This is a genomic window from Prevotella sp. TF12-30 (assembly GCF_003436715.1).
GTDB classification, from domain to species: domain Bacteria; phylum Bacteroidota; class Bacteroidia; order Bacteroidales; family Bacteroidaceae; genus Prevotella; species Prevotella copri_A.
This window is the reverse complement of sequence record NZ_QSQJ01000055.1, coordinates 1-18,772: the sequence shown is the minus strand read 5'-3', so window position 1 is coordinate 18,772 and position 18,772 is coordinate 1. Positions and strand designations below refer to the sequence as shown.

The following is an 18,772-nucleotide window of genomic DNA, read 5'->3' as shown; positions in this document are numbered from 1 at the left end:
GCTGCTTAGCCATTATCTCAAATTTTAACGAACTATTGAATTTAAAAACAAACTACAAAATTATGAACAGATTAATGACAATCTATCTTTCGTTTATGTTTATTCTGGCGATGAACATGACGAGTGTGTTAAGTGTGAAGGCGGAGAACTATCCCTATCGCAGTGATTATCTTTGGCTTACCGTGCCTGAACATGCCGACTGGCTCTATAAGACGGGCGAGCAGGCTAAGGTGGAAGTAAGTTTCTACAAGTATGGAATTCCCCGGGATGGCGAGGTGAACTATGAAATTGGCGATGACATGCTGAAGGCAGACAAGCAGGGAAGCTTCAGGCTGAAGAACGGGCGCGCCATCGTGAACATGGGAACCCGAAAGACTCCGGGCTTCCGAGATTTGAGATTATTCTATAAGCTCGATGGGAAAACCTACCAGCATCATATCAAAGTAGGATTCTCGGTGGATAAGATTCTGCCTTATACCCAGGAGCCTAAGGATTTCGATGCATTCTGGCAGCAGGCAAAGGACGAACTGAAGAACGTGCCGATGAGCTACACCAAGGAACTCGCCAAGGAATATTGTACAGATAAGATAGATTGCTATCTCGTAAAACTTCAGATAGACAAGATGGGACATGCGATGTATGGCTATCTCTTCTATCCCAAGAATGCCAAGCAGGGTAGCCATCCCGTGGTTCTCACCCCTCCGGGAGCCGGCATCAAGACCATCAAGGAACCCCTGCGCAACAAGTATTATGCCGAGAACGGATTTATCCGCTTCGAGATAGAGATTCATGGCCTCGATCCACGTCTTCCTGTCGAAACCTTCCAGGAGATAAGCAAGGGATTCAACGATGCAAACGGCGGTTATCTTGCCAATGGATTGGAAGATAAGGACCGCTACTACATGCGCCATGTGTATCAGGGATTGGTGCGCTGCATCGACTTCCTTACCTCGCTCCCCGAATGGGACGGAAAGAATGTGGCTGTGCAGGGCGGAAGTCAGGGCGGTGCCTTGGCGATTGTCGCAGCAGGCTTGGATAGCAGAGTAACCCAGTGTGTGGCCAATCATCCGGCCCTCAGCGATATGGCTGCATACGTTGAGAAGGGAAGAACGGGCGGATATCCTCACTTCAATAAATACCATGGGATATTGCAGAACAAGGATTGCATCCATACCCTGGCTTATTATGATGTGGTGAACTTTGCCCGGAAGGTGAAGGCGCCAACTTATCTCACCTGGGGATACAACGACAATACCTGTCCGCCAACCACCGGCTACGCCGTGTGGAATACCCTGAAATGCGAGAAGGAAAGTCTGCTTACACCAATCAACGAGCATTGGACAACCACCGATACCAATCGCAAGCAGATGGAGTGGATTAAGAAGCATCTCATCAAGTGATGATTCCGCCAGAACCACCACTAATCGGGTGATATAAGCCACTTTGTGGCTCGTAATCATTCTTGAACCCCTAAAAAACTGAAAATAAAGATAGCAATATTTGGCCGTTTGGCGAAATATTGCTATTTTTGCATCCTATAATATTGCAAACTAGTTTGAAATCATGTCATTAATTGAAATTAAAAAGGTCGAAAGCAAGAAGGATTTGAAGACGTTCATCGACTTCCACTACGACCTCTACGAAGGCAACGAATACGATGTGCCTAATCTTTTCAGCGACGAAATGAATACCCTGAGCAAGGATAAGAACGCTGCGTTCGAGTTCTGCGAGGCAGAGTATTATCTTGCCTATAAGGATGGAAAGCTGGCAGGTCGCGTTGCTGCTATCATCAACCATAAGGCAAACAATAAGTGGGGAAAGAAATCCGTCCGCTTCGGATGGATTGACTTCATCGACGACCGTGAGGTTTCGAAGGCTCTCTTGGATGCTGTGGAAAAGTATGGTAAAGAGAAAGGTATGGAGGATATGGTAGGTCCGCTTGGATTTACCGATATGGACCCTGAGGGAATGCTTACCTGGGGTTTCGATCAGCTGGGTACTATGCCTACCATCTACAATTACCCTTATTATCCGGAGCACATCGAGGCCCTGGAGGGTTTTGAGGTAGATAACAAGTATGTGGAGTTCAAGATCATGGTACCTGATACCATACCGGAGAAGTACGCCAAGATAGCGATGATGATAGAGAAACGCTATAATCTGCATGTGCGCAAGCTTACCAAGAAGGAAGTCTTCCAAGGCGGAATGGGACAGAAGATTTTCGATCTCATCAACGATACCTATAAGGATCTCTATGGATATTCAGAACTCTCGCAAAAGCAGATAGACCAGCTTATCAAGTCGTATCTCAGTTTCCTTGACTTCAACCTCATCACTTGTATCGAGGATTGGACGGGTGGAGAGCATAAGCTCATCGGTGTAGGAATCACCATGCCGTCGTTGGCTCATGCCCTGAGAAAGTGCCGCCGTGGCAGACTGTTGCCTTTCGGATGGTTCCACGTGTTGAGAGCCATCAAGCAGCACAAGACCAACATCGTTGACCTCCTTCTCATCGGTATTCTTCCGGAGTATCGTGCCAAGGGTGCCAATGCGCTTCTCTTTGCTGATCTGATTCCTTGGTATCAGAAGTACGGCATTGAGTGGGGAGAAACCCAGGTAGAGCTGGAGACCAATGCGGGCGTGCAGGGACAGTGGGGAGCTTTGACCCCAGTGATGCACAAGCGCAGAAAATGCTACAAGAAGATTATTAAATAAGGAATTAAGTGAGTTAAGGAGTTAGGGAGGTCAAGACGGATGTCTTTTCATCATAACTCCTTAATTTCTCTTGATTCCCCCTAAAACATAGGAGGATTTTATGTCAGAAGATAATAATGAATTGAAAGCCCCACAGGAGCAGCAGCCGGTAGAATATACCGATGACAACATCCGACACTTGAGTGATATGGAGCATGTACGTACTCGTCCGGGTATGTACATTGGTCGTCTGGGTGATGGTAACCTGCCGGAGGATGGAATCTACGTACTCTTGAAAGAGGTGGTAGATAACTCTATCGATGAGTTCAAGATGGGAGCTGGATCCAGATTGGAGATTGATATCGAAGATCATCTGCGGGTCAGCGTGCGCGACTATGGTCGTGGTATTCCTCAGGGGAAGCTCGTAGAGGCTGTGAGCGTGCTGAATACCGGTGGTAAGTACGACAGCAAGGCGTTCAAGAAGAGTGTCGGCTTGAACGGAGTGGGTGTGAAGGCGGTGAATGCCCTCAGCTCCCATTTCGAGGTAAAGTCGTTCCGCGACGGCAAGGTGCGCCATCTGAAGTTTGAGAAAGGTATTCTGCAGAGCGATGTTACCGAAGATACGGAGGACGAGAACGGTACCTTCATCTTCTTCGAACCGGATAATACCCTGTTCAAGAACTATTCTTTCCACGATGATTTCGTGGAAACCATGCTCCGTAACTATACTTATCTGAACACCGGTCTTACCATCATGCACAATGGTCGCCGCATCCTCAGCCGTCATGGTTTGAAGGATCTCCTGACCGATAACATGACCAATGAAGGTCTTTACGAGATTGTTCACATGAAAGGCGAAGACATCGAGATTGCCTTTACCCATACCAATCAGTATGGCGAGGAGTACTATTCCTTCGTGAATGGTCAGCATACCACCCAGGGCGGTACTCATCAGAGTGCCTTCAAGGAGCATATCGCCAGAACCATCAAGGAGTTCTACGGCAAGTATGAGTATGCTGACATCCGAAATGGACTGGTGGCTGCCATTGCACTGAACGTAGAGGAGCCGGTGTTTGAGAGTCAGACGAAGATTAAGCTCGGAAGTACCACAATGTCTCCGAACGGAGGCGAAACCATCAACAAGTATGTAGGCGATTTCCTGAAGAAGGAAGTAGATAACTATCTCCATATCCACAAGGATGTGGCTGAGATTCTGGAGAACAAGATCAAGGAGAGTGAGCGTGAGCGCAAGGCGATGGCTGGTGTTACCAAACTGGCTCGTGAGCGTGCCAAGAAGGCGAACCTTCACAACCGCAAGTTGCGCGATTGCCGCATCCACTTCAGCGACGCCAAGAACGAGCAGAAGGAAGCAAGTTCCATCTTCATCACCGAGGGTGATTCTGCCAGCGGAAGCATTACCAAGAGCCGCGACGTGAACACCCAGGCGGTATTCTCCCTGCGAGGCAAGCCATTGAACTGCTATGGTCTGACCAAGAAGGTGGTTTACGAGAACGAGGAATTCAACCTGCTCCAGGCTGCCCTCGACATCGAGGATGGTTTGGATGGATTGCGATATAATAAGGTGATTGTGGCTACCGATGCCGATGTGGATGGAATGCACATCCGCCTGCTCATCATCACCTTCTTCCTGCAGTTCTTCCCTGATCTCATCAAGAAGGGCCACGTGTATGTGCTTCAGACCCCATTGTTCCGAGTACGCAACAAACGAACCAAAATCAAGAACAAGCAGGCGGTGGCTGATGCCGATGCCAAGTTGGGACCAAAGGAGAAGAAGGGCGATTTCATCACGCATTACTGCTACAGCGATGAGGAGCGCCAGCAGGCCATCAGAAACCTTGGTCCTGACCCGGAAATCACCCGATTCAAGGGATTGGGAGAGATTTCGCCAGAGGAGTTTGCCCACTTCATCGGTCCGGATATGCGATTGGAGCAGGTTACGCTCCATAAGACCGACCAGGTGCAGAAACTTCTGGAGTATTATATGGGTAAGAATACGATGGAACGTCAGAACTTCATCATCGATAACCTGGTGATTGAGGAGGATATTCCGGAGGAAGATTCTGCACCGCTGGATTAAGTGAAGAGTGAAGAACGAAGTTTTAGAAAATGAAGAAGATAATTTTATTTGCGTTTCTGGCATTCTTGGCAGCAACTTCTGCCAGTGCCCAGCTGCGCATCAAGATGGGCAAGAATAGCCCGATAGAGAAGTTGGGTAGGGCAGAAATCGCCATCACCAACCTCTATGTGGATAGTGTGGATGAGAGCAAGCTCGTGGAGGATGCCATCAGAGGCATGCTCGAAAAGCTCGACCCTCATTCTTCCTACACCACAGCCAAGGAAACCAAGGCGATGAATGAACCGCTGAATGGCAGTTTCGATGGCATTGGCGTGCAGTTTAATATGGTAGATGATACCTTGCTCGTCATCCAGCCCGTAGTGAATGGTCCTTCCGAGAAGGTGGGAATCATAGCCGGCGACCGCATCGTTGCGGTGAATGATACGGCTATTTCGGGTGTGAAGATGAGCAAGGAGGAAATCATGAAGCGCCTTCGTGGTCCTAAGGGAACCACGGTGAATCTTACCATCGTGCGCCGGGGCATCAAGGACAAGCTCACCTTCAAGGTAAAGCGTGATAAGATTCCTGTAACCACCATGGATGCAGCGTATATGATTCGTCCGGGAATCGGATACATCCGATTGGGAAGCTTCGGTCTGACCAGCTACAAGGAGGTGACTACGGCGATGGATTCGCTCAAGAAAGTGGGAATGAAAGACCTGATCTTCGACCTTGAGGATAATGGCGGCGGCTACCTTCAGGCAGCGGCTCAGATAGCCAACGAGTTCCTGCAGAAGGGAGATCTCATCGTTTATACCAGTGGTCGTGCAGCTCCACGCCAGGAGTACAAGGCGCAGGCGAACGGCAGATGGCGCAAGGGCAAGGTGGTGGTGCTCACCAACGAGTTTACTGCTTCTGCCGCCGAGATTGTTTCCGGAGCCATCCAGGATCAGGACCGTGGCGTAGTGGTAGGTCGCAGAACCTTCGGCAAGGGATTGGTGCAGCGTCCGCTCACCTTCGATGATGGCAGCGAGATTCGCCTCACCATCGCACATTATTATACGCCTAGCGGCAGATGCATCCAGAAGCCGTATAAGAAGGGAGACAGATTGGATTATGCGATGGATCTCGACAACCGCTACAAGCATGGCGAGTTTACCAACCAGGACAGCATCCATCTTTCCGACAGCTTGAAGTATTATACTTTGCGCAAGCACCGTGTGGTTTATGGTGGTGGCGGAATCATGCCCGATTATTTCGTGCCATTGGATACTACCAAGTACACCAAGATGCACCGTCAGCTGGCAGCCAAGAGCATCGTCATCAACCAGAGTCTGAAGTTCATCGATGCGCATCGCAAGGAATTGAAGAGCCAGTATAAGGATTTCAACAAGTTCCTGGCAACCTACGAGGTTCCTTCTTCGCTCATCGATGCGATTATCGCTGAGGGCAAGAAAGAGAAGATAGAGCCTAAGGATGAGGCTGAATTGACTCAGACAAAGAAATACCTCGCCCTGCAGCTGAAGGCCCTTGTAGCAAGAGATATCTGGGATATGAGTCAATATTTCCAGGTTTGGAACGAGACGAACGAGATTGTTCAGCGTGCCGTGAAGCTGCTGACCACGGGGAAGTAACTATAGAAAAAACGGCTGTTAACTGTTAACCTGTTAACCCGTGAGGTAATGAGATAAGAAAAGGTCGTGAGGTTTCTGATAGAACTTCACGACCTTTTTTGTGTATTTATCTTTTTCCGAATTCATTTACTTCTTCTCATGCATGTGATCCCATTTCAGATAGATTCCTGCAAGGATGGTGCCCGAAATACTATGCCAGGCGCAGCTGATGGCGCAAGGCAATACGGCGAGGGGCTGGGCGGCGAAGAAATTGCCCGCAAGAACCGTGGCAAGACCGGCATTCTGCATTCCCACCTCAATGCTGATGGTACGCTTCTTGGCAGTATTGAAGCCCGCCAGTTTTCCGGCAAGCCAACCCAGCAGATAGCCCAGCGTGTTGTGGCAGAAAACCACGGCAAAAGTCCAGAGGAAAAGCGATAAGCCACGAGCCACCAAGTCATCGTGAACCGTAGAAATCACACCTCCCACGATAATCGCCAGACAGGTTACGCTGATGCCCGGCATCAGACTCTGGATGGTAGGGAAGCAATCCTTCTTGCCATAGATATAATTCAAAGCGCAGCCGATGGCCACAGGGATAATCGTAACTATCAGAATGTTGATGAACATTCCCACAGCATCTACATGGATAATCTCGCCTGCCGTAATCTTCATCAGCAGCGGAGTCATCACTGGCGCAAGAATGGTGGAGGCACAGGTCATTCCCACAGAAAAAGCCACATCGCCATGGCAGAGATAACTCATGATGTTGCTTGATACTCCGCCCGGACAGCAACCTACCAGCAGGATTCCGAGCGCCAGGGCTGGATCAAGATGCCACACATGTACCAGGGTATAAGCCACGCCCGGCATGATGATGAACTGGGCGCAGGCGCCGATGAAGACATCCAGCGGGCGCTGAGCCAGAATCTTGAAGTCGTTGGTGGTCAGGGTCAAGCCCATGGTGAGCATGATGATGCCGAGAATGACGGTTTGAGTAGTTCCGCGCACCCAGTCGAAGGTATGTGGGAAGAAGAATGTGAATACTGCTACACCTATTACGAAAATAGAGGTGTAATTGGCCAGCAACTTGCTGAGCCCCTGAAAAAACTTTAGCATAATTCTATTTCTTTTTAAAATCCTGATATTTCTCTCTTATTTGCAATCTCCGGGATGATTGTCTTTGACGATCTCTCTTCTTTCTCTTCTCTCCTCCTTCTTTCCTCGCTTTCAATATTGGGTGCAAAAGTACGTCTTTTCTACCGAATAAGCAAATTATTTAATAATTAAATATCAAATTATAACATTTTTGTTAGTTCGAGCTTACGAATCTGCACGAATCTTCTTGGATTGTGCAAAATCTGAGGCAAAATAATTCGGCTTTTCTTCTTTAATTCCGCAACAAATGTGTAACTTTGCACCCATATTATCGATAATAGTCATAGAATGAACGAAGATTTTGATATAAGACAACAGACGGTTTCGCCTGCCGAAAAGGAATTCGAGAAAGCACTGCGCCCACTGAAGTTCTCCGACTTCAGCGGACAGAATGGCGTGGTGGATAATCTCGAAGTCTTCGTAGAGGCTGCCAAGTATCGTGGCGAACCGCTCGACCATACCCTCTTGCACGGTCCTCCGGGATTGGGTAAGACCACATTGAGTAACATCATCGCCAACGAACTGGGTGTGGGCTTCAAGATTACATCAGGCCCTGTGCTCGATAAGCCGGGCGACCTGGCAGGTATCCTTACCTCCCTGGAGCCTAACGATGTGCTCTTTATCGATGAAATCCACCGCCTTTCGCCAGTGGTAGAGGAGTATCTCTATTCGGCGATGGAGGATTACCGCATCGACATCATGATAGACAAAGGGCCTTCGGCACGAAGCATCCAGATAGATCTGAATCCGTTTACCCTCGTGGGAGCCACCACCCGCAGCGGACTTCTCACAGCTCCGCTCCGTGCCCGTTTCGGAATCAATCTGCATCTGGAATACTACGACCCTGAGACGCTTCAGAAGATTATCAAGCGAAGTGCCATGCTCCTGCAGGTGCCGATAGAAGATGAGGCGGCAGTGGAAATCTCCCGCCGCTCGCGTGGAACCCCTCGTATCGCCAACTCGCTGCTCAGAAGAGTCAGGGATTTCGCCCAGGTGAAGGGTAACGGAACCATTACTTACGAGATTGCCCAGATGGCTCTCAAGGCGCTCAACATCGACCAGTATGGCTTGGACGAGATAGACAACAAGATTCTCACCACCATCATCGACAAGTTCCGTGGAGGTCCGGTGGGCGTAAGCACCATTGCCACGGCTATCGGCGAAGATGGCGGTACCGTAGAGGAGGTTTACGAGCCATTCCTCATCATGGAAGGCTTCATCAAGCGTACGCCACGAGGCAGAATGGCCACCAAGCTTGCCTATGATCATCTCGGCAGGAATCCGTATGGAAGCAACATCTTGCAGGGCGACCTGTTTGAATAAAGTTCAAATCTCATAGTTCAAATCTCAAAGTTCAAAGTAATGAAGATTGGAATATTTACGGGTACATTCGACCCATTTACGATAGGACATCAGAACATTGCCGAGCGTGCTCTGCCCATGTTTGACAAGCTCGTGATTGCAGTAGCGATGAGCAAGCTGAAGCACGCCAGCGAGGAAATCTCGAAGCGTGTGGAGGATATTAAGGCTGTTTTTCCGAAGGAATGTTCGGAGTTGGTGGATGCGGAGGATGCATCCAAGGGCTACCGCCTGGAGGTGGTTGCCTACGATGACCTCACCATCGACCTGGCGCATCGCCTGGGAGCCAGGTTCCTGGTTCGCGGCGTCCGCTCTGCCAAGGATTTCGAGTACGAAAGAGAGCAGGCTGACATCAACAAGCAGTTGGGCGGCGTAGAAACCATCTTGCTGTTTTCCGACCCAAGATACTGCAGCATCAGCTCAACGCTGGTTAGGGAATTGAGATTCTTCGGAAGAGAAGTAGATGAATTTTTACCAAAAATAAAATAAAAATAGGAGGAAGAAGCGTATGATAACATACAATGTAGATGGCGTGAAAATGCCGAAAATCAAGAAGCGCGACACCAGTGCCTGGATTCGCAAGGTAGCTGCCTCTCATGGCCGCAAGGTGGGAGAGATAGGCTATATGTTTGTAGATGACGAGAAGATTCTCGAAGTGAACAACGAGTATCTGGGTCATGATTACTATACCGATGTCATCACCTTCGATTATGATGAGGATGATGTGATTAACGGCGACATCGTGATTTCGCTCGATACCGTGCGCACCAATGCCGAGCAGTTTGGCAAGACCTACGATGATGAGCTTCACCGCGTCATCATCCACGGCATCCTGCACCTCTGCGGCATCAATGACAAGGGCCCTGGAGAGCGCGAAATCATGGAGGAGAACGAGAACAAGGCACTAGCCCTGCTCGAAGGTGCTTCTATATTGAAGAAGTAAAGCCCTTCGATATTGGGAAGCCATTCCTTTGATGTTGGAATTAAGTTTCCAATATTTAGAGATACATTCCCTCTTCGGATTTCTCGGGCGAAGTATAGAAAATCAGCTGTTAACTGTTAACCAGTTAACTCTTGATCGTCAAGATGAACAGTTAATTCTTGAATGTGGTTCATGAAGCGGGCTGAAGGCCCAATAAGCTCTTAGCCCAGGGCAACACCCTGGGTACAAGGAAGATATAACGGATTCGCCCTGTAAGGGCAAAAGCTTTCATATACGAGGCTTTTGCTCCTACAGGGCGTTTTGCTTTATTGTATTGCCTTGATTCTCTCCCGGCATTCTTTCAATATCTCTTTCAATTCCTCCACGGTCGTGGCTCTCAGCATGGCGATTCTCGTCTGGCGGAAATCAGGAATGCCTTTGAAGATAGGGGAGGCGGCAAGGTGGCGACGGGTGTGGAGAATGCCTCGGTACTCGTCGATGCGCTCCACGTTGATGCGAAGCTGCTCCTCTAGAAGGTCAATCTTCTCATCCACGGTTAATGGGGCTGCACCCGTATTATCCAGATAATCACGGATTTCCTTGAAAATCCATGGTCTTCCGAAGGTGGCTCTACCAATCATCACTGCATCTACGCCGTAACGCTCAAAAGCAAGCTTGGCTTCTTCCGGGGTCGTAATATCGCCGTTGCCGATGATAGGAATATGGATGCGGGGGTTGTTCTTCACCTCTCCGATGAGGCTCCAGTCGGCTTCACCCGTGTACATCTGGCTTCGGGTTCTGCCGTGGATGGTGAGCGCCTGGATTCCGCAATCCTGCAACTGTTCGGCAAGCTCGGTGATGATGAGGTTCTCGCAATCCCAACCCAGTCGGGTCTTCACGGTTACGGGCACGTTTACCGCCTTCACCACTTCTCTTGTAATATCCAGCATCAATGGGATATTGCGGAGCATTCCGGCTCCCGCACCCTTTCCGGCAACCTTCTTCACCGGACAGCCGAAGTTAATGTCAATCACATCCGGCTTCGCCTGTTCCACAATCTTGGCAGCTTCCACCATATCCTCGGTGGTTCTGCCGTAAATCTGAATGCCCACAGGGCGCTCCTCATCGCTTATCGTAAGCTTGCTGACTGTGCTCTTGATGCTTCGCACCAAGGCTTCTGCCGATACGAACTCAGTATAAACCATGGCAGCTCCGAATCGCTTGCAGAGCATGCGAAAGCCAATATCCGTTACGTCTTCCATCGGAGCGAGGAAGAGGGGCTGAGGCCCAAATTCTATATTACCTATTTTCATCTTATTCTTTTTGTTTAGCAAGAGGGGGCAATCCTCTTTTCTTTTGCGGCTGCAAAATTACATCTTTTTTTTGATATTGCCAAAGAGTTACTTCAAAAGATGATACATACCTCCTGCCAGGGTGCGGATGATGCCCTTCATCTCCAGCGTAAATAGGAGGGAGGTGAGGCGGGAGATGTCGATGTTCGATTTCACGCTGATGATGTTAATCTGAAGATCATTGGTCTTGGAGAGGATTTGGACGATGAGCTCCTCTTCGGGTGATAACTCCGGGAAGAGGCTGCGCTCGATGCCCTGCTGCTTGGCTCGCATCAGGGTGGCGTCATCCTGCCAGCGCATATCCTTCACGAAATCCTCGGCACTGGTGATGAGCGTGGCGCCGTTGTTGCGAATCAGGTTGTTGCAGCCCTCGCTGTAGTAATCGCCTATCCTGCCCGGGAAGGTGAAGACGTCCCTGCCGTAGGATTGCGAAATATCGCAGGTGATGAGGCCTCCGCCGTGAGCAGCGCTCTCTATCAGAATGCAGGCATCCGACATTCCCGCCACGATTCGGTTGCGGCGCACGAAGTTGATCTTATCTGCATTCGTACGGGTAAGAAATTCGGTGAGCAAACCGCCCTGTTCAATCATCTTTGCAGCCGTTTCCCGGTGCTGACGGGGGTAGAGGTCATCGAGACCATGAGCCAGTACGCCCACGGTTTCGTAGCCGCTGGCGAGGGATTGGCGATGAGCCACGATATCCACACCATAAGCCAGGCCGCTCACTATCAAGACACGAGGGGAGAGCTGCTTCAGGTCGGTGATAAAGCGGCGGATAAGGTCTTCGCCGTAAGGAGTGCAGTGACGGGTTCCCACGATGTTGATGATTCGCTGCTGGTTCAGGTTGGCGTTGCCTTTATAGAAGAGCATGAGTGGCGCATCATCGCAATCCTTGAGTCGTTGCGGATAACGTTCGTCGTTCATCGTTATCGGTTCGATACCATATCTTATGTCGTATTCCAGTTCCTCTTCAGCGCGTTTTCGGGCCTCGTCGCAGTTTTGGATAGCGTTCACGAGTTTATCCGAGGCATCGGGCAGGATGTCTCTGAGGTTGTTCTTATGCTCCAGGATGAGCGTGGCGGAGCCCACCTTTCGGTATAGCTCCAGCATTCCCGCAAGGCTGAAGTAGTTCAGCCTTGTTAAGAGTATAGTATTTAAAATTTCCTGTTGGTCAGCCATAATCTTAAAAAATAATTAGTTATCTCTTCAAGTATTCATACCCAATCCTGCACCTCAGGCATTCCTTCTTGTCGCAGTATTCCTTCTTCAGCTGGATAAGCGCCTGGCTATCACCAGCATTCTCCACCTCCAGGCCGCACTGCTGCCACATCCTTACTATGTGGTTATTCTCCGCCTTCAGCTCCTCCAGGAAATCGAAGGCGCGGTCGCAGTATTTCTCCTCGCCACGGTGCCTGCCGTAGGCAAAGAGGATGGGAACCACGGTGTTGATGATGAGCAGATTGAGCGAGAAAGGGGAGAGGTGCTTCTCGTTACGGATGCTCGTGCTGCCGAAGGTGTAATGAGTTTCCCAATACTCCGTAACGCTGGTAGAGAGCACCTTTTTCGCCTCCTTCACCGTGGTGGCCTCCAGCAGCTGGCTTAATCCCGCACGGCGGTTATAATAAAGATTGGCAAGCTGCGAAATGCGGATATGCGGGAAGTTCTGCGGGCGGAGTCGCAGGAATCGCCACAGCTTGTAATCCATCGGCTGCAGTGAGAACTTATGCGAGAGATAAAGATACTCATTTCTCAATCTCGCAAAATACCCGTCGTTCAAGGCTTCTTTCTGATATCTTTCGGGGATGGTGTTCAGCTCCAGCAATCCCGCCTGCCCCATGAAGATAGCTTCCACCTGGAAGAGGTCGTCGCGGTGATGATCTACGGCTCTCAGCGGCAGGTTCAGCGCCCACTGCTCAAAGGCATCGCCATTGATTCCGAAGCCATAGTTTCTGGCCAGGGTTACGAAATAGGCATTCTCCCAGTCGCCGTTGCAGCGGCGCACGCGCTCCTCTATCGCCTCCGTCTTCTGCGAAAGGCGCTCGGTTTGCAGGGCGCTCATCCACGAGTGGACAGTGAGCTTAGTGAGCGATGGAATTATCTGATAGCAAGGAGGATACTGGTCGATGGTGAGCAGCTCCTGATAGTGCTTGAAGACATTCTCGGGGATGTCGAGCTGCATCTGCGTCAACGGGGCACCCTTGGAGTTTCGGGCTTCCGTATCTATGTTGCCGCAGACGTGCAGAATCACGTTGTCGTATCTTTCGTCCTTGTCGTGAGCATGAAGATACCAGTCGCTCGCCTTGTCGTGAATCTCCACGTTGCCCACCCAAAGGGTTCCGGCAATCTTGATTTTAGCGTTGAAGAAATCGGGCCCTGCATTGCGGTTGTGCAATCCGGGGTCGATGACTTCCACCTGCCTGTGGTCGGTGGTGGAAAGAGGGGAGAGTGGGAAGAGTTTGTGCTTCCACACGTAGTGAAGTAGTTGCTCCATATTGTTTCGGCTTTTATGGTTTATAGGATTGCCTCTTTCGGATCGCAAGTTCTGATGCTTGTCCTTTGATGGAATCGCAAGCTTGATGCTTGTCCTAGATGGTGCAAGTTTTTCGCTCGTGTGCGGAAGGGGTATTGAAAAATCAGCTGTTAACTGTTAACCTGTTAACCTTGGGATGAGAAATATTTCTCGAATGCCTTGTCGTAATCCTCGCTGTTGCCCAGCTTCCCGTTGATGAGGCAGACGAGTTCTACTGTTGCCTTGAGGCAGAGCTTCTCGTCGCTGGCACGGAAGATGTCCTGATGGAAGACGTATCTTACGCCCTGCTTCTCCAGCCACAGGCGCGAAAGGAATTCGTCATCGCATTGCAGCGGAACCTTGTACTGCAGGTTCATTCTCGCCACCACAGCATCCACGCCCTTATTGTGCATTTCGGCAAAGCTGAGGCCGCATTCCTTCAGGAAGAGATGGCGGGTATGCTCCATGTAGTGCAGATAGTTGGCGTTGTTCACGATGCCCTCAATATCGCACTCGTAATCCCTCACTTCCATCTTTGTCTCAAATATGTATTTGCTCATCATTTTCTATTTTTTAGTTACTAAATGAGGCTAAAAGCCCTAAATCACTGCAAAAATAACCAAAATTTTCTATTTATTATTATAATAACAAGGATTTTTCAAGGTTTTTCGAAGAAAAATGTGTATTTTTGCATAAAAAAAGCTGCACTCGGCAATTTGAAAGCAAGCTTTCATTGCGCTCATTTGCATTTTTTTTGCCGAATAGAACAAAAAGTAAGAACAAATAAAATTTAGATAAAGATGAAAATTGCTTTGATCGGCTACGGAAAGATGGGACACATGATCGAGGAGATCGCCCTGCAGCGTGGCCACGAAATCGTATGTAAGATTGACGTGAATAACCCTGAGGATATCGACAGCCCGGAGTTCTGCTCTGCCGATGTTGCCATCGAGTTTACCAACCCTACTGCCGCTTACGGCAACTATCTGAAGGCTTTCTCTCACAACGTGAAGGTGGTTTCAGGTTCAACAGGTTGGATGAAAGACCATAAGGAAGACGTGGAGAAACTCTGCGTCGACGGTAAGCAGACCCTCTTCTGGGCCTCTAACTTCAGCATCGGTGTGGCTATCTTCTCTGCCGTAAACCGCTATCTGGCAAAGATCATGAACGGATTCCCACAGTACTCAGTATGCATGCAGGAAACCCACCACGTGCATAAGCTCGATGCGCCATCAGGAACAGCCATCACTCTTGCTGAGGAAATCATCGACAACATCGACAGAAAGAAGGACTGGAAGCGTGGTGTTACCTACTGGACAGAGGATGGCCATCACGATGAGGGCGATGCTAACATCACCGATGAGGACCTGGTAATCAACTGCGTACGAGATGGCGAGGTTCCTGGAATCCACGCCGTGATGTATGATTCAGATGCTGATATGATTACCATCGAGCACAGTGCCCACTCACGCAAGGGCTTTGCTCTGGGAGCCGTTCTCGCAGCTGAGTTTACAGCCAACCATACCGGTTTGCTCACCACATCAGATTTATTTAAGTTCTAAATCAGGAATCTCGGAAATATGATTTCTTGAAACAAAAAAGAAAGACATGATTGACAAACAGAAACAAAACCTTAATATGAAGGTGCAGTGGGCGAAGTTCGCAGTGGTTCTCGCCCTCTACCTCCTCTTCCTGATATGGGTAGAGAGCTGGCTGGGACTCATCGTGGTTCCGTTCATCTTCGATGTTTACATCACCAAGAAGATTCACTGGCAGTGGTGGAAGGATGAGGAAGGTCCTATCCGTTTCATCATGAGCTGGGTTGATGCGCTCGTATTCGCGCTCGTAGCGGTTTATTTCATCAACCTCTTCTTCTTCCAGAACTATGTGATTCCATCATCTTCGCTCGAAAAGAGTCTCCTCACGGGCGACTATCTCTTCGTGAGCAAGGTAAGCTATGGTCCTCGCATCCCTGAAACCCCGCTCACCATGCCGCTCACCCAGCACACCATGCCGCTGGTCAACGTGAAGAGCTATGTGGAGTGGCCTCACTGGGATTACCGCCGAGTAAAGGGCTTGGGCAACGTGAAACTCAACGACATCGTGGTGTTCAACTATCCTGCCGGAGATACGCTCTGCAACGAGGAGCGCTATCAGGCGAATGATTACTATCAGATGGTTTACTCCATCGGCGACCAGATATTGGAGCAGAACGGACAGCAGCAGGATGTGCGCGTATTGAATCCTCTGCAGCAGCGCAGCTACTTCGAAAAGGTGTATGCTGCCGGACGCAACTACATCGCCAGCATGCCGGGCGAATATGGCGACATCATCAGCCGTCCTACCGACCGCCGCGAGAACTACGTGAAGCGCTGCGTAGGTCTGCCGGGACAGACCCTGCAAATCAAGAACCGCATCGTTTACCTGAATGGCAAGGCAAACAAGGAGCCTGATAATGTGCAATATACCTACAAGATGAAGCTCAAGGGCGAGTTCCCTATCGACCTTGCCGATGAGCTGGGAATCACCAATGAAGACCTGCTGATGTACAATCAGAGCGGCGTGATTCCACTTACCAAGAAGGCTTATCTGGCGCTGAAGGCGAACAAGAACCTCGTGGAGAGCATCTCCATCAATACTGATGCGAGATACGGCGACCTTTATCCGCTCAACGCCTACACCGGCTGGACATGCGATAATTACGGTCCTGTATGGATTCCTAAGAAGGGCAAGAGCATCGCCCTGACGCTGAAGAATCTGCCTGTTTACGAGCGCTGCATCAAGGTTTACGAGGGCAACGACCTCAAGGTAGATAGCCAGGGCAACATCTTCATCAACGGCAAGCTGGCGAAGAGCTACACCTTCAAGCTCGACTATTACTGGATGATGGGCGACAACCGCCACAACTCAGCCGATAGCCGCTACTGGGGCTTCGTTCCTGAGGATCACATCGTGGGCAAGCCTATCTTCATCTGGTGGAGCCACAGTCCTGATCATCCAGGCTTCTCAGGCATCCGCTGGAATCGCCTGTTCAACTTCGTAGATAACATCAAGTAACAGAAGTTTTTGAAATCAAGTAAGCAAAGATAGATTTGAAAATCGCAGTTAAGTTCCTAATAGCTTTAGGTTTATCGCTGCTCCTGGTGTGGGTGGTGCGAACCTATGCCTTCACTGTCTTCACGGTGCCCGCCGGAGGTCTTCCTCCGCAACTGCAGGCTGGCAACCGGGTGATAGTGAATAGGATTGACTGCGATTTTTTCAATCGTGGCGATGTGGTTGTCTTCACCGATTCCGTCACGTATCAGCGCCGCAACCAGCGCCGCAAGATAGTTGCTGAGGCTTATTTCATAGGTAGGGTAGAGAAGCAGCCGGGCGATACGATTCGCATCGATACGGTGCAGTATATCATTCCTACGGTGTGCTGTAAGCGCTGTGGCTGCAAGGATTGCCGCTTCTATCTCCTGAAGACGCCAACCGGGCAGCAGGTGGTGCATAAGCATCAGATGATAGGCAAGGCTTACAAGCTGTTCTAAACGTAAAGAGTAATCATAAAGTTCAAAGTTCAAATCTCAAAGTTCAAAGTAAATTGAAAGCCCTTCTTTCTTCCACATATTTCGGCCCCATCCAGTGGTATCAGAAGCTGAACCGCTACGATGAATGCCTGATAGAGCGCCACGAGAGCTTTATCAAGCAAACCTATCGCAACCGTATGATCATCCCGACTACCAACGGCCCCCTCTCGCTCACCATCCCCACCAATCACAACACATCGCTGGCGATGAAGGACATCCGCATCTCCGACCACGCCAACTGGCGCCACGTCCACTGGAATGCGCTCCTCTCCGCCTACGGCGAGAGCCCCTTCTTCGAGTATTACCAGGACGATATCCGCCCCTTCTTCGAAAAGAAATACGAGTTTCTCTTCGATTTCAATATGGAAACTACAGAGAAGATGATAGAGCTTCTGGATATTCGCCCGAAGATTTCAATCACCGAAGCCTATATTCAGAGTAAAGAACTGAAAGAAAATGATGAAATCAAGGATTTCCGCGATGCGATTCGCCCAAAGAAGCCGCTTCCTGATGCAGAATTCGCTCCCCAGCGCTATTATCAGGTCTATGAACAGAAGCACGGTTTCCAGCCGAATATGAGCATCCTGGACCTCCTCTTCAATGAAGGAAACGAGGCGATATTCTACCTATAAATAATCAAGGTAGAGTATCGCCTCGCTGCTTTCTTATAATTCAATGAGCCTGGTTCCGTAATTAGAAGTAGTAGGCCAGCTTTGCGCGCAAGCCATTGTGATCGATTCCGTATTTATATTTGCTGCCGTCCCAGCCTGCCGGCTGCTTGTAAGCGGAGGACATGCCGCCAAGATTCACGCCAGCCGACCAGTGCTTGCTGAGCATGTATTCGCATCCCATTTCCGCATAGACGCCAAAGCCATCTACGGTGGCGAATTCGTCGTCTGTGCAGGCGTAGCCAAGGCTCAGCAGCAGATTCCAGATGAAGCGCTTGTTGGTCTTGTAGGCCATTTTGTAACCCGCACCGACGAAATAGTTCATGATTACATCGTTGACGTCATTGCCGCCGTTTCTAGGGATTTCCACCTTGGTTCTGCTGCCCATGCCATTAATAGAGAAGCCTATATAAAAAGGACGGCGGGTGTTCTTCAGTTTCCACAGATGGGCGTATTCCATGGTCACGTCGAAGCCGGTAGGCGTTCTGCCCAGTTTATCGCCGTTGGCCGTAAGAATTTCGTTGCTGAGCCATGAATATCCGCTGCTTACGCTGATGCTGTTGGCTGGCAGATAGCGCTTCTCGTTGTCTGCATCTTCTACCACAACCTTCTTCTCCTGCTCTTGTGCGCAGGCCTTCTGTGAAGGAATTCCACTCAAAAATAGCGCAAATGAGGCGCATGCAGCCAATTTTGCTGCTGATTTTGAATTCATACGTTTAAAAATTTATTGTTAATATTCCGGCAGCAAAGGTATATAAAAAAACGGAATTCCATAGAACATGCATGAAAAATATATAGAAAATGTAACGTTAAAAATGATAACTCGCTCTAAATTGGACTTTGATTGA

General features: G+C 49.5%; 17 protein-coding genes. 11 read left to right on the top strand and 6 right to left on the bottom strand.

Going from position 1 to position 18,772, the window contains the following annotated elements; translation table 11 throughout:
- Positions 1–62 precede the first annotated feature (62 nt).
- The 4 genes from DXD25_RS14940 (at position 63) to DXD25_RS14925 (ending at position 6,405) form a co-directional block, all read left to right on the top strand.
- Positions 63–1,400 (top strand): acetylxylan esterase, encoded by a 1,338-nt coding sequence (locus tag DXD25_RS14940; RefSeq protein WP_370453430.1) that lies wholly within the window; start codon positions 63–65, stop codon positions 1,398–1,400.
- Between the two features lie 163 nt (positions 1,401–1,563).
- Positions 1,564–2,715: an N-acetyltransferase gene (locus tag DXD25_RS14935; protein WP_117664197.1), complete on the top strand. Its 1,152-nt coding sequence runs from the start codon at positions 1,564–1,566 to the stop codon at positions 2,713–2,715.
- Between the two features lie 100 nt (positions 2,716–2,815).
- Positions 2,816–4,792 (top strand): DNA topoisomerase IV subunit B, encoded by a 1,977-nt coding sequence (locus tag DXD25_RS14930; RefSeq protein WP_117664196.1) that lies wholly within the window; start codon positions 2,816–2,818, stop codon positions 4,790–4,792.
- A gap of 29 nt (positions 4,793–4,821) precedes the next feature.
- Positions 4,822–6,405: a S41 family peptidase gene (locus tag DXD25_RS14925; protein WP_117664195.1), complete on the top strand. Its 1,584-nt coding sequence runs from the start codon at positions 4,822–4,824 to the stop codon at positions 6,403–6,405.
- 126 nt (positions 6,406–6,531) lie between these two features.
- On the opposite strand, the gene DXD25_RS14920 is transcribed toward DXD25_RS14925, so the two are convergent.
- Positions 6,532–7,503: a bile acid:sodium symporter family protein gene (locus tag DXD25_RS14920; RefSeq protein ID WP_117664194.1), complete on the bottom strand. Its 972-nt coding sequence runs from the start codon at positions 7,501–7,503 to the stop codon at positions 6,532–6,534.
- Positions 7,504–7,830: 327 nt separating this feature from the next.
- On the opposite strand from DXD25_RS14920, the gene ruvB reads away from it, so the two are divergent.
- From ruvB to ybeY, 3 genes are read left to right on the top strand one after another with little or no spacing between them, the layout of a single operon-like run.
- Positions 7,831–8,865 carry a Holliday junction branch migration DNA helicase RuvB gene (gene ruvB / locus DXD25_RS14915; RefSeq protein WP_117664193.1) on the top strand — a complete coding sequence of 345 codons (1,035 nt, stop codon included), beginning with the start codon at positions 7,831–7,833 and terminating at the stop codon, positions 8,863–8,865.
- Positions 8,866–8,904: 39 nt separating this feature from the next.
- Positions 8,905–9,390: a pantetheine-phosphate adenylyltransferase gene (gene coaD / locus DXD25_RS14910; RefSeq protein ID WP_117664192.1), complete on the top strand. Its 486-nt coding sequence runs from the start codon at positions 8,905–8,907 to the stop codon at positions 9,388–9,390.
- A gap of 19 nt (positions 9,391–9,409) precedes the next feature.
- On the top strand, positions 9,410–9,844 hold the full coding sequence (gene ybeY / locus DXD25_RS14905) for an rRNA maturation RNase YbeY (RefSeq protein ID WP_006848933.1): 435 nt from the start codon (positions 9,410–9,412) through the stop codon (positions 9,842–9,844).
- A 305-nt stretch (positions 9,845–10,149) separates the two neighbouring features.
- On the opposite strand, the gene dusB is transcribed toward ybeY, so the two are convergent.
- The 4 genes from dusB to DXD25_RS14885 form a co-directional block, all read right to left on the bottom strand.
- Entirely contained in the window at positions 10,150–11,136 is a 987-nt protein-coding gene (gene dusB / locus DXD25_RS14900; protein WP_089543107.1) for a tRNA dihydrouridine synthase DusB, read from the bottom strand.
- A gap of 87 nt (positions 11,137–11,223) precedes the next feature.
- Positions 11,224–12,354 carry a DNA-processing protein DprA gene (gene dprA / locus DXD25_RS14895; RefSeq protein ID WP_117664191.1) on the bottom strand — a complete coding sequence of 377 codons (1,131 nt, stop codon included), beginning with the start codon at positions 12,352–12,354 and terminating at the stop codon, positions 11,224–11,226.
- A 19-nt stretch (positions 12,355–12,373) separates the two neighbouring features.
- Positions 12,374–13,666, bottom strand: coding sequence for a DUF2851 family protein (locus DXD25_RS14890; protein WP_117664190.1), 1,293 nt, complete (start codon positions 13,664–13,666; stop codon positions 12,374–12,376).
- A gap of 164 nt (positions 13,667–13,830) precedes the next feature.
- Entirely contained in the window at positions 13,831–14,244 is a 414-nt protein-coding gene (locus DXD25_RS14885) for a thioesterase family protein (RefSeq protein WP_089543109.1), read from the bottom strand.
- A 240-nt stretch (positions 14,245–14,484) separates the two neighbouring features.
- Here DXD25_RS14885 and dapB point away from each other — a divergent pair, with 240 nt between their 5' ends.
- Genes dapB through DXD25_RS14865 form a run of 4 tightly spaced genes read left to right on the top strand, consistent with a single transcriptional unit; the run spans position 14,485 to position 17,888 of the window.
- Entirely contained in the window at positions 14,485–15,246 is a 762-nt protein-coding gene (gene dapB / locus DXD25_RS14880; protein WP_117664189.1) for a 4-hydroxy-tetrahydrodipicolinate reductase, read from the top strand.
- A gap of 46 nt (positions 15,247–15,292) precedes the next feature.
- The gene (gene lepB / locus DXD25_RS14875; protein WP_117664188.1) at positions 15,293–16,741 is read left to right on the top strand and encodes a signal peptidase I; all 1,449 of its coding nucleotides are present in this window, start codon (positions 15,293–15,295) and stop codon (positions 16,739–16,741) included.
- A 35-nt stretch (positions 16,742–16,776) separates the two neighbouring features.
- Entirely contained in the window at positions 16,777–17,217 is a 441-nt protein-coding gene (locus DXD25_RS14870) for a S26 family signal peptidase (RefSeq protein ID WP_117664187.1), read from the top strand.
- Between the two features lie 53 nt (positions 17,218–17,270).
- A complete protein-coding gene (locus tag DXD25_RS14865; protein WP_117664186.1) occupies positions 17,271–17,888 on the top strand; it encodes a WbqC family protein in 618 nt (205 codons plus the stop codon).
- 61 nt (positions 17,889–17,949) lie between these two features.
- Here the strand turns inward: DXD25_RS14865 and DXD25_RS14860 are convergent, their stop codons facing one another.
- Positions 17,950–18,636 (bottom strand): hypothetical protein, encoded by a 687-nt coding sequence (locus DXD25_RS14860; protein ID WP_147327939.1) that lies wholly within the window; start codon positions 18,634–18,636, stop codon positions 17,950–17,952.
- Between the last annotated feature and the right edge of the window lie 136 nt (positions 18,637–18,772).

Bases quoted from the DNA above. Each gene is read 5' to 3' on its own strand.
- DXD25_RS14940 (WP_370453430.1), top strand. From the start codon at position 63: ATGAACAGATTAATGACAATCTATCTTTCGTTTATGTTTATTCTGGCG.
- DXD25_RS14935 (WP_117664197.1), top strand. From the start codon at position 1,564: ATGTCATTAATTGAAATTAAAAAGGTCGAAAGCAAGAAGGATTTGAAG.
- DXD25_RS14930 (WP_117664196.1), top strand. From the start codon at position 2,816: ATGTCAGAAGATAATAATGAATTGAAAGCCCCACAGGAGCAGCAGCCG.
- DXD25_RS14925 (WP_117664195.1), top strand. From the start codon at position 4,822: ATGAAGAAGATAATTTTATTTGCGTTTCTGGCATTCTTGGCAGCAACT.
- DXD25_RS14920 (WP_117664194.1), bottom strand. From the start codon at position 7,503: ATGCTAAAGTTTTTTCAGGGGCTCAGCAAGTTGCTGGCCAATTACACC.
- ruvB (WP_117664193.1), top strand. From the start codon at position 7,831: ATGAACGAAGATTTTGATATAAGACAACAGACGGTTTCGCCTGCCGAA.
- coaD (WP_117664192.1), top strand. From the start codon at position 8,905: ATGAAGATTGGAATATTTACGGGTACATTCGACCCATTTACGATAGGA.
- ybeY (WP_006848933.1), top strand. From the start codon at position 9,410: ATGATAACATACAATGTAGATGGCGTGAAAATGCCGAAAATCAAGAAG.
- dusB (WP_089543107.1), bottom strand. From the start codon at position 11,136: ATGAAAATAGGTAATATAGAATTTGGGCCTCAGCCCCTCTTCCTCGCT.
- dprA (WP_117664191.1), bottom strand. From the start codon at position 12,354: ATGGCTGACCAACAGGAAATTTTAAATACTATACTCTTAACAAGGCTG.
- DXD25_RS14890 (WP_117664190.1), bottom strand. From the start codon at position 13,666: ATGGAGCAACTACTTCACTACGTGTGGAAGCACAAACTCTTCCCACTC.
- DXD25_RS14885 (WP_089543109.1), bottom strand. From the start codon at position 14,244: ATGAGCAAATACATATTTGAGACAAAGATGGAAGTGAGGGATTACGAG.
- dapB (WP_117664189.1), top strand. From the start codon at position 14,485: ATGAAAATTGCTTTGATCGGCTACGGAAAGATGGGACACATGATCGAG.
- lepB (WP_117664188.1), top strand. From the start codon at position 15,293: ATGATTGACAAACAGAAACAAAACCTTAATATGAAGGTGCAGTGGGCG.
- DXD25_RS14860 (WP_147327939.1), bottom strand. From the start codon at position 18,636: ATGAATTCAAAATCAGCAGCAAAATTGGCTGCATGCGCCTCATTTGCG.